We start from the raw sequence: 11,223 nt of genomic DNA on the forward strand, positions 1-11,223 counted from the left end.
AAAAAGAGAGTGGATCTTGGTACTACTATAAAAATGGTTCAGCAGTAAGAAATGCGTGGGTAGGAAACTACTGGCTAGGGTCAGATGGAAGAATGGTTACTAATAGATATGTGGATGGTGGCCGTTATTATGTAGGAAATGATGGAGCTTGGGTTCCGTTGCTTCCACCTATAAGTGGTTTGCAAGATGAATAGGAAGATATTATAAAGAGAATTAATATAATAATAAGAGCTTTAGTTCACTGGTTAGGTGAGCTAAAGCTTTTTGTAGTAGTAAGTTGAAGAACTTATATTAGTTGAAGTTGAAATAAATGCTTAATTATAGTATTATACTAGTGTTATTGAATTTTGAATATTATATTTTAAGGAAAGGGGGGAGTAAGTAGTGAAGAGAAACACATCGATAATAATTTCAATTGCTATACCATTGTTTATTGTAGTATTGTATAGATATTTATATGGATATATTTATCATGCTGTTGATGATGTTACAATTAATTATTCGATTTTAAATAAAGAATATATGTTACTTCCCTACATGGGAATAATATTAACCAAGATATTAGTAATATTACAGAGTTTATTTTCAAATATTAATATCTTCTTCGTTTTTTTAGTATCAGCGTATAGCATAAGTTTTTCATGTTTGCTTTATCTGCTGAGAGATAGAAAATATAAAATAGTTCTATGGATAATAGTTTTAGTAATAGAGTTTGCTTTATTAAAATATTTTACATACTCCGTGGTTGCTTATTTGTTGTCTATCTCGGGAATATTTTTACTTTATAAAGAAAAAAACATAGTTTTTCCTATTATGCTTATATTTATCGGTATCTCTCTTAGAGTTCAAATAATATCAAGTCTTTTGGCATTATGTTTGGCGATAATCATATTTGAACTAATTAGGAATAAAAAGGTAAAACGAACAGCTATATTAATTAGTACAATTTTTGTTGTAAGTTTAACCAATTGGTTATTTATACAAAGTAACGATGTAGAAAAATCTTATATAGAATGGAATGAAAAGAGTACTTTGATTAGAGACTATCCTGCTATTGATTATTCTGAAAAAAAAGAAAGTCTAGATAAGATTGGTATTACTGAAAATACATTAGCAAGTCATAATTCTTGGATACTCTTAGAAAAACAAATCTTTAGTAATGAGCTGTTAGATAATCTTGATAAAGTAAGATCAGTATCAGAAAAATATAATCTATCGATTAAAAAGATAATACTTGAGTACTTTTCTAATGAGTTTTATAAGTTGTTTACATTTTTTGTAATTCTTGTTTTTATATTTTATAAATCTAAAAGTTATTATGGATATCTGTTATTTTTGAGTCCTTTAGCTTTATTAGCAGGGCTAATAGTTAGGAAAAGAGTAGTAGAGAGAGTTTATATACCTATCATTATTCTAGCTTTATTTATTTTTATTGTATATGGTAATGAGCTGTTTATAAAAAGAAACTATAAATTATTGAATAATTTAGAAGGTGTTATCTTTACAATTTTATGCATACTATTAATGGATAATATATGGGGCTATGGAAAAAATGAATTGTATTGGTTTAATTATCATTCTCATGATTTTAATAAGAACTATAACAATGTATTAGTTAATAATAAAGATAATTTATATATTATTTCAGGATACGGAAATTTAGTTAGCTCTCAACCGAATGTAAGTAAGGTTTTTGTTGAGACGGATAAATTAACAAGAAACATAATAACCTTTGGAACATGGCAAACATTCTCGCCTGAATATCATAATAAACTAAAAGGATTTGGAGTGAAAGATACAAATAATATACTTTCTAGTGCGGTAAATAGTGATAATATTAAATTTATTTTGCCTAAAGAATCTAGTGTTTTCGATAAAATCAGAGTACTGTTTAAAGAAAATTATGATAAAGATGTTTACTTTGTAAAAGAAAGTGATATTTCAAATGATATGAATATATATAAATTAAGGGGTGATAAGTAGTGAGCAGTAAGAGAATTAAATATATTGATATGTTAAAGGCTTTTTGTATAATCTTAGTAATAGCTGGTCATATGGGATACACTCCAGCCAAAGTGAAATTATTATTATATATATTCCATATACCTTTATTTTTCTTTTTATCAGGAATGACTTTAAACGTAGCTAAGTATACATCGTTCTTTGAATTCTTTGTTAGAAAGTTTAAAACTATAGTTATACCTTGTTTTTTAATGAATATTTCTATATTTTCTATTAAATCATTTATCTTACAACCGCAATTTATATTGAAAATAGATATTATACATTTTATAAAAGCTATGATAGTGGCTGATAGAATGCATATTTATTATCAATTGTGGTTTTTAAATGTGTTATTCTTAGCAGAACTGGTTTGTTATTTTGCGATAAAATATAGTGATACATTATATAAATATATAATTGTATATATTGTACTTATATTATGTGGTAGTTTAGGAAAAAAACTATATGAGATGGAATTTTGGTTAATTTGGAGTTTTGATCTTGTACCATATGCATCAATATTTATTTTGTCTGGATATGTATTGAGAAAGAATCTAGCTACGCTACAAAGATATTTCAGAAAAGTATATTTTTTACCAGTTACGGTAGTAAGTATCATATGTGGAGTTTACAACACGAGAGTAGATCTATATTATCAACAGATTAATTCAACTTCCTTGTATTTTATTGCTGCTTTCTTTGGTATCTGGGCAAGCTTTATATTATTCAAAAATATACCAAATATACCAATACTAGAGAGAATTGGTGGTAACACGCTGATATATTATGCATATCATTCACCAATAGTCTTATACATTTTAGATATTATTATGGAGCAACTTGCTGGTAAGTATACGGGAATATTCGTTAGTAATTATATAATAGCCATTGTAGAACTATTTTTAGCGATAATATTGTGTGAATTGATTGCTAAGATAATTAATAATACTTTCCCATTTATTATTGGAAAATCATTTAAGACAACCTAATTTGGTTGTCTTTTTTACTTCCATTTCTTCTGTTCTATTGTGAAATATGGTATAATAAAGGGATGAAATAAATTAGTAGAGCTAATCGAAGAAGTTGATTAGCTGTTAAGGTGAAAGATGAATATTGATAATAGATTTGAAACAGAAGCGGTAAAAAAGTATAGAGCTTCGATTGAAAAGAAGAAGATATCGTTATTTCTGAAATTACTTTTTGATAAGGTGCTGGCATTAATTTTGCTTGTTCCTTTATCGCCGATAATTTTAGGAATAGCTATCTGGATAAAACTCGATAATGAAGGCCCTGTGTTTTACAGGCAAGAGCGTATTACAACTTATGGTCGAACTTTTAGAATCTTTAAGTTTAGAACTATGGTTAAAGATGCTGACAAACTTGGGACAGCTGTTACTCAGCAAAATGATCCTCGTATTAGTAAGGTAGGACATAAGCTTCGTAAATTACGTCTTGATGAACTACCTCAGCTTATCAACGTACTTGTAGGTGATATGAGTTTTGTAGGAGTGAGACCTGAAGTAGCGAAATATGTAGATAAGTACACTGATGAAATGAATGCGACATTACTTCTTCCAGCTGGGATAACTTCTCCAGCTAGTATCGAATACAAAGATGAAGATGAAGTTATTGAGAAATTCAAAGACAGTGGACGAAGTGTAGATGAAATCTATGTGGAGGAGATTCTTCCAGATAAGATGAAATATAACTTAAAGTACATTGAAGAATTCAGTGTTATAAATGATATTAAAATAATGATAAGAACTGCTATTGCGGTTGTTAAATAAAAAAGCTGCAACTTCCACATTGCAGCCTACTATCAACACTAAACGAATGAAAGAAACGAAATTCCAATGAAATTATTCTTTATTTAATTCGCGAAGAATTAAAAAGATAACTATTAATTGAAGTAATTCGATCATATTTTACACTCCTTTCACAGTAGTGTATTTAGTTGATAGTAATTTAATTATATCATATTATTAAATGATATTAAAATTAACTGAGGCTTACGAGTTAGCGAATTATCTAATATTGTAATATATATAATAAGAATCATAGTTAATTAAATATGGATTGCTGTTTACTATGAATATAGATGGAATTTTTAAAACGTATTTTGATTGATTAACTATAAAAAATATTGTATAATAATATCTAGATAATTCGATCAAAAAACACAAGAGGCCTTCCACAATATTAGTCTCTTGTGTTTTTTTATTAGAAAGAGTAGAAACAAATAATTAGGAGTTTGAGATGAAAAAATATAATATACCATTCTCTCCACCAGACATTAGCGATGGAGAAATTAACGAAGTAATAGACACTTTAAAATCAGGTTGGATTACAACTGGACCGAAGACAAAAGAATTAGAAAGAAGATTATCTGAATTTACGAATACACCTAAAACTGTTTGTCTTAATTCTGCAACAGCGGCGTTAGAGTTAACATTACGTGTTCTAGGTATTGGCGAAGGTGATGAGGTTATCGTTCCTGCGATGACTTATACTGCTTCTTGTAGTGTGATTTATCACGTTGGAGCGAAGGCAGTTATTGTTGATATAGCTGAAGATAGTCACGAGATGGACTATGATGCTTTAGCTGATGCTATTACTGAAAATACTAAAGCTGTTATTCCTGTTGACTTAGCAGGAATTCCATGTGATTATGATAGAATTTTCGAAGTAGTCGAAAATAAAAAACACTTATTCAAAGCTAATAGTGAATACCAAGAGAAACTTGGTAGAGTAGCTGTTGTAGCCGATGGAGCGCATGCTTTAGGAAGTACTTATAAAGGTAAAAAAATTGGTTCTGTAGCTGATTTTACTACATTCTCATTTCACGCTGTGAAGAACTTCACTACAGCTGAAGGTGGAAGTGTAACTTGGAAAGAAAATAAAAACTTTGATAACGAAGAGTTATATAGAGAATACCAAATATATTCTCTTCATGGTCAAACAAAAGATGCTTTAGCTAAAACTAAAGCAGGATCTTGGGAATATGATATTGTTATTCCTGGATATAAATGCAATTTAACTGATATTGCAGCATCTATTGGACTAGTACAATTAGACCGTTATCCAAAACTTTTAGAACGACGTGATGACATTATCAGTCAGTATAATAAAGGATTCGAAGGAACTAAAATTACAGCTCTAAGTCATAGTTCAGAAGATTATAAATCTTGTGGACACCTTTATATAACTCATGTTGAAGGTGCTACATTTGAACAACGTGGTGAAATAATCATTAAGATGGCAGAGCGTGGAATTAGCTGTAATGTTCACTATAAACCATTGCCGTTATTAACTGCGTACGAAAACCTAGGATTCGATATTGAAAACTATCCCAATGCTTATAATTACTATGCTAAGGAAATAACATTACCGTTACATACAAGACTTAGTGATGAAGATGTAGCTGTTATTATTGAAAACTTCAAGGAAATTGTTGAGGAGGTAGTAGGTGAGTAGTTTAAAAGAAATACAAAATAAAAGTTTAGAAATGGCTGAATATTTTGTAGAATTTTGTAAAGAACATGACTTACTTTGTTATCTTTGTGGTGGTGGAGCTATTGGTGGCCTAAGGAATAAAGGATTTATCCCTTGGGATGATGATTTAGATTTTTTCATGCCTAGAAAAGACTATGAAAAACTTCCAGAACTATGGAAAAAACATGCTAAAGAACAATATTTCTTATCAAAAAGTGATAGCAACTTTGTTGATAGAAATTTATTTATCACGATTCGTGATAAAGAAACAACATGTATAAAACCATATCAACAAGATCTAGATATGCCACATGGTTTAGCTTTAGATGTTATTCCCTTGGACTACTATCCTAAAAATGAAGCAAATAGAAAAAAACAAGTTCGTTGGGCATTGATTTATTCACTATTCTGTGCTCAAACTATCCCTGAAAAACATGGGGCGATTATGAAATGGGGTAGTACGATTTTACTTGGTTTAACATCGAGTAAATTACGTTATAAAATCTGGAAAAAAGCTGAAAAAGAGATGATGAAATATACGCTTGAAGAAAGTGATGGAATAACAGAACTTTGTACAGGTCCTGGATATATGAAAAAGAAATATCCGATTGAAGCATTTGAAGATAATATCTTTATAGATTTTGAAAACACTAAAATGCCTATACCTGTAGGGTATGATATTTATCTGAAAACAGCATTTGGTGATTATATAACACCACCACCAAAAGAAAAACAAGTACCACATCATGATGCAGTTATAGTGGATATGGAAAATAGTTATCTTAAGTATAAAGGGGAATATTATGGACGAAAAAATTAGTGTAATAGTACCGGTATACAATGTAGAACAATACTTAGAGCGTTGTGTTGATTCAATAATCAATCAAACCTATAAAAACCTAGAAATTATTCTAGTCAATGATGGTTCTACTGATAACAGTGGACAACTTTGTGATGAACTTGCAAAGAAAGATGATAGAATAAGGGTAATTCATAAGGAGAATGGTGGATTATCTGATGCGAGGAATGTTGGGATAAATGAAGCGGAAGCTGAGTTAATCGGATTTATAGATAGTGATGATTATATAGATGAAGATATGTATGAAGTGCTGATAACTAATTTAAAAAGTTCAAACGCAGATTTATCTATGTGTGGGCACTATGATGTCTATAATGATGTTCCTGAGGCGCAAGTAACTGAAAAGAAAACATGGGAACTTAGTCCTCGAGAAGCTATTAAGATGGTTATGGAAGCTAAGATACTATCTGTTACAGCTGTTAATAAATTATATAAAAAGAGTTTGTTTTCAGAGTTCAAATTTGAAATCGGAAAAATCGCTGAAGATGCATTTATTATGATAAAGTTATTAGATAAGTGTAATAAAATAGTAGCAACCAATGAGAAAAAATATTACTATGTACATAGAGAAAATAGTATTACTACCCAAAAATTTTCTCTTAAGTTTTTAAATGTTATAGAAGCTTATGAACAGAATAAAGAGATTATTTTAGAAAAATACCCTGAACTAAAAGAGGTAGCTCAGATGAGAATGAATTGGGCGTACTTTTATGTACTAGATAGGTTATTGTTAGATAAAGAATATAATGATAAAAAATTAGAAAATAAGTTAATATCGTATTTAAAAGATCATAGTAAGGATATTTTAACAGATTCATTATTTACAAAAGGTAGAAAAATTGGATTTGTTGCCTTATTATTGAATAGAAATCTATATAGAAAAATAATAGAGAAGAGAGGATATTAATTAGAGTATGTTAAAACTAATAGAAAAAAATTATTTTAAAATAAATATGGCATTTATTTTAATAGTTGCTGTTTATTGTATGTGTGGTCTAATAGTGCCACTACAATTTATTTCAGCTAACAAGATTGTTGCAGGGGGAATGACATTATTTGGAATTCTTTTAGCAACGTACAACTTAGTTATTAAGAAGGTCTATCTAAAAATAAAAACAATAGAATACCTATTACTATTTTTTGCTTTTAATATTATTACTAGTATGCTAGTGATATCTTATGGTTATTCTACAAATATAAAAAATGCATTAATATTTTATATTTATTTCTTAACTGTATTCCCTATATTCACAGGAATTACTAGAGAAGAAGGTAAAAAAATATATGATTACTTTTTCTATACAGTTACTGTACTTAATACTTTTGGAGTATTAGTGTCATTAATTCAATTCGTATTATTGAAAGGTTATAGAGTACATGACTATAAAGGATTATATATTAGACAAGGATTTGTAGAGTCTAGACTATTTGGTATTTTAGCAAGTCCTAACTATCTTTCTTTAATTTCGTTAATAGTGATTATATTTTTAGTTCTTAAAGTATGTAGTTTTGAGAAAGTATATAGATATATTAGTATAGTCGCTATTGTATTGAATTTTATTTATATAGTGTTATCAGGTTCAAGAACTGCGTTTATCTGTATGATGATAGCGGCTGTTATATATTCAATAGTGATGTTTTATCAAAAAGGGAATGTTAAATCGCTATTAAAAGTAGCACTGGCAATTGTTGTTGTGTTATTCAGTTATAAAGCTGTTAATTTCACTAGTGAGCAGTATTTAAAATATAACAAAGAGAGATTAGAAGTTCAAGATAAAAAATTAGAAAATAAAGATAATAATCTTTCTCTTGAAAGAACAGATACAAGTGAAGAAAATATTTCCAATAATAGATTTGCAATTTGGAAATCTACAGCATCTTTCGTACCTAAAAAACCTATTTTTGGGTATTCAGGTGGAAACTGGTATGAGATAGGTAAAAAGATGAATCCAGATGAGTATATAATAAAAGAACATTATCTTACTCATAATGGATATTTAGAAATTTTATTCTATAATGGATTGGTAGGATTTATTTCAATGGGAATCTTTGTCTTATCATTCTTTATATCAATGGTAAAACGAATATTTAGAGATAAAAAAGAAGATTTAGTAAATAAAGATTTATTATCAATGATTATGATATTAATGGTAATTCTAGTGTCTAATCTATTCTTAAGTTCTACATTTTATGGAATTTCATTGTTAGGTATCATCTTATTCTTAATGGCAGGTTATTTCTATTCTATAGTGAGTACAGACAAAAGTAATTTTAAAAAATTAGATATTGATGAAATTAAAGAAGTAGAATTAGGAGTTATGGATTATATTCATAATATTTGTAGAGAAAAAGGTATTAATTATTCATTAGCTTATGGAAGCTTGTTAGGTGCAGTAAGACATAGAGGATTTATTCCATGGGATGATGATTTGGATATTGCTTTAAAGAGGGATCAATATGATAAATTATATCAAGCAATTTTAGAAGATAATAACAGTATTTATAAGGTCGTTTCTTGGGAAAATGATTCTAGGTACCCTTATCCATTTTACAGAGTCTATGATAGTAGAACTGTTTATGAAAATAACTACATACAAAATGATATAGAATTAGGTATCTGTGTAGATGTTTTTCCTTTTGATGACTATAAAGATGTAAATAAAGAAATCACAAAATTAGATATGTATCGTAGATTATCTGTATATACTTTATATGGAATAAGAAATAAAGAAGCGGGAATAAAGAATATTGTTCGTTATCTAATGTTAGTAGCATTCAGATTAACAAGGGTGAAAACATGGAATAAAAAATTAAATGATTGTTCTAAGGTTCCTGTTAATAGTGAATATATAGATTATCTAATGGAATCTAAAAAATACAGTACAAAGATAGATGCTAAGGCTTTAGATAAAGTAATCGGATTTAAGTTTGAGGATAGAGTATATAATATACCGACAGATTATGATCATATTTTAACTACAATTTATGGTGCGGACTATATGGAGATTCCGCCAATAGAAAAAAGAATACAGCATGATGATTTTGTAGCGTATATTAAGAAGGAGAACTAGTATGTTGCAATGGCTTAAGAGGAGTTTAGCTAGTTTTTTAGGTGATAAAAAAGATGTTGTTAAAAACTTCCCTTTAATAAAAAAATTAAATGAGAAAGCTAATATTGAATTAGATTCTAAAAGAAGTAATTTGTTAAAAGAAAACTTTGAGGAAATATTGAATATTGTTTATAGTTCTGAGTTAAAGAATTATAATATTTGGTTAGATTTTGGAACATTATTAGGTTACTATCGAGAAAATGATTTTATAAGTCATGATTTAGATATGGATTTCGGAGTTCAAGTTTCAAGTTTAGAAGAATTTGAAGTCATAGAAAAACACCTTGCTAAAAATGGTTTTAAACGAACAAAAGAGTTTTATTTTGATAAAGATTTAGTTGAATTATCGTACAGCTATAAAGGACTTAATGTAGATTTTATTGTCTATAACAAGGAAGACGATAAAGTATCTTCTGATACAATATTTTTCATGACAAATGCATTAGGGAATCCTACTAGATATGAGGTTTACCACTATGAAATTCCATTCACTGGTTTAAAGGAATGTGATTTTAAAAATCAAAAAGTAAAGGTTCCAGCTAATACAGAGGAGTATTTAAAAACTTTATATGGCGAAGATTTTAAAACTCCTAATACTAACTATAATTGGAAAGAAAATCCGATTTATAAGAGTGGGGATGCAGAGTTAGCAGAGGTTGTATTGAGAAAAGATAAATAAACTAGATCTAGGAGATAGTATTATGGGAAATAGGGTAGCATTATGGGACAATTTAAAATTTTTCCTTGTAACTTGTGTGGTTATTGGACATTTTGCGGATAGATTTACCGATGTATCTAATATTTATGATAGTATGTTTTTATTTATATATTCATTTCATATACCACTTTTTATTTTTATATCGGGATTGATGTTTAAAAATAAAGATATTACAAGTAAAGCGATATTTTTTATAAGTATAGGTTTTGTTTATAAGATAGTTTCAGCGGTTGCGGAAAGATTACTAGGAACAGTGAAGGTTGAATTTTTCCTACTATGGGATGGTGGGCTTTCATGGTTTATGTTTGCTTTGGCAGCATATACTGTAATTTTAAAAATAATTGAGAAACAAAACAAGGAATATATTTTAGTGTTTTCGATAGTCTTGGCTTGCTTTGTAGGATATGATACAGGAATAGGTGATTTCCTGTATTTATCAAGGATAATAATATTCTTTCCGTTCTTTTTGAGTGGGGTATTATTACAAAAGGCAAATATAGTAGAATTTAAAAATAAAAATTCAAAATATATAGTTTTGGCTGGATTAATAGTAGTGATTTGGCTAGGATTATGTGTTTTTGAATTGGATATTTTTTATAGATTAAGATATTTATTTACAGGAAGGAATCCATTCTTCCCTCAGATAATGAGTTATGCCCCATTAGCAAGATTAGCTAGCTATATCATATCTTTTGGAATGTGCTTTGCTCTTATAATGTTGATGCCTAATAGAAGAATGTTTTTAATTACAGACATGGGGAAAAATTCTATAAATGTATATTTTTGGCATATGCATATATATTATGTTTTGAATAAGGTATTTAATATCTCAAATATATTTAATTATGGAGTTAGTGGGAAATTAGCATTTCTATTAATGGCAGTGTTATTAAGCATCGTACTGTCTCATAATATTTTTAACTTCCCAATAAAACAGATAAGAGAACAAATATTCTTAAATAAGAAAGCATCGTGATTTTAAGAATGTATAAATATCATAAAAAGAGGGCTCTTTGTCAAATTCGGGGCATGGAGAAAAA

General features: G+C 28.4%; 9 protein-coding genes and 1 pseudogene. All 10 read left to right on the forward strand.

Annotated features, from left to right (window positions below; all coding sequences use genetic code 11):
- Positions 1 to 194: pseudogene (locus O3884_RS08705) on the forward strand (C39 family peptidase); the annotation flags it as partial.
- Positions 195 to 384: 190 nt separating this feature from the next.
- Positions 385 to 1,983 carry a hypothetical protein gene (locus O3884_RS08710; protein ID WP_371452964.1) on the forward strand — a complete coding sequence of 533 codons (1,599 nt, stop codon included), beginning with the start codon at positions 385 to 387 and terminating at the stop codon, positions 1,981 to 1,983.
- Positions 1,983 to 2,993, forward strand: a complete 1,011-nt coding sequence (locus O3884_RS08715; RefSeq protein ID WP_371452966.1) for an acyltransferase family protein — start codon at positions 1,983 to 1,985, stop codon at positions 2,991 to 2,993. Before O3884_RS08710 ends, O3884_RS08715 begins: the two co-directional genes overlap by 1 nt.
- Positions 2,994 to 3,110: 117 nt before the next feature.
- Entirely contained in the window at positions 3,111 to 3,791 is a 681-nt protein-coding gene (locus tag O3884_RS08720) for a sugar transferase (RefSeq protein WP_371452967.1), read from the forward strand.
- A 469-nt stretch (positions 3,792 to 4,260) separates the two neighbouring features.
- The gene (locus O3884_RS08725; protein WP_371452969.1) at positions 4,261 to 5,478 is read left to right on the forward strand and encodes a DegT/DnrJ/EryC1/StrS family aminotransferase; all 1,218 of its coding nucleotides are present in this window, start codon (positions 4,261 to 4,263) and stop codon (positions 5,476 to 5,478) included.
- On the forward strand, positions 5,471 to 6,316 hold the full coding sequence (locus O3884_RS08730; protein ID WP_371452971.1) for a LicD family protein: 846 nt from the start codon (positions 5,471 to 5,473) through the stop codon (positions 6,314 to 6,316). Before O3884_RS08725 ends, O3884_RS08730 begins: the two co-directional genes overlap by 8 nt.
- Complete coding sequence (locus tag O3884_RS08735; protein WP_371452973.1) at positions 6,300 to 7,262, forward strand: glycosyltransferase family 2 protein; 963 nt, start codon at positions 6,300 to 6,302, stop codon at positions 7,260 to 7,262. Before O3884_RS08730 ends, O3884_RS08735 begins: the two co-directional genes overlap by 17 nt.
- Before the next feature lie 7 nt (positions 7,263 to 7,269).
- Positions 7,270 to 9,426 carry a LicD family protein gene (locus tag O3884_RS08740; protein ID WP_371452974.1) on the forward strand — a complete coding sequence of 719 codons (2,157 nt, stop codon included), beginning with the start codon at positions 7,270 to 7,272 and terminating at the stop codon, positions 9,424 to 9,426.
- 1 nt (position 9,427) lies between these two features.
- The gene (locus O3884_RS08745; protein ID WP_371452976.1) at positions 9,428 to 10,144 is read left to right on the forward strand and encodes a phosphate ABC transporter permease; all 717 of its coding nucleotides are present in this window, start codon (positions 9,428 to 9,430) and stop codon (positions 10,142 to 10,144) included.
- Between the two features lie 22 nt (positions 10,145 to 10,166).
- Complete coding sequence (locus O3884_RS08750; RefSeq protein ID WP_371452978.1) at positions 10,167 to 11,159, forward strand: acyltransferase family protein; 993 nt, start codon at positions 10,167 to 10,169, stop codon at positions 11,157 to 11,159.
- Positions 11,160 to 11,223 lie beyond the last annotated feature (64 nt).

This window comes from Gemella sp. 20925_1_85 (assembly GCF_041433735.1).
GTDB lineage: Bacteria > Bacillota > Bacilli > Staphylococcales > Gemellaceae > Gemella.

Bases quoted from the DNA above. Each gene is read 5' to 3' on its own strand.
- O3884_RS08750 (WP_371452978.1), top strand. From the start codon at position 10,167: ATGGGAAATAGGGTAGCATTATGGGACAATTTAAAATTTTTCCTTGTA.
- O3884_RS08735 (WP_371452973.1), top strand. From the start codon at position 6,300: ATGGACGAAAAAATTAGTGTAATAGTACCGGTATACAATGTAGAACAA.
- O3884_RS08720 (WP_371452967.1), top strand. From the start codon at position 3,111: ATGAATATTGATAATAGATTTGAAACAGAAGCGGTAAAAAAGTATAGA.
- O3884_RS08725 (WP_371452969.1), top strand. From the start codon at position 4,261: ATGAAAAAATATAATATACCATTCTCTCCACCAGACATTAGCGATGGA.
- O3884_RS08745 (WP_371452976.1), top strand. From the start codon at position 9,428: ATGTTGCAATGGCTTAAGAGGAGTTTAGCTAGTTTTTTAGGTGATAAA.
- O3884_RS08740 (WP_371452974.1), top strand. From the start codon at position 7,270: ATGTTAAAACTAATAGAAAAAAATTATTTTAAAATAAATATGGCATTT.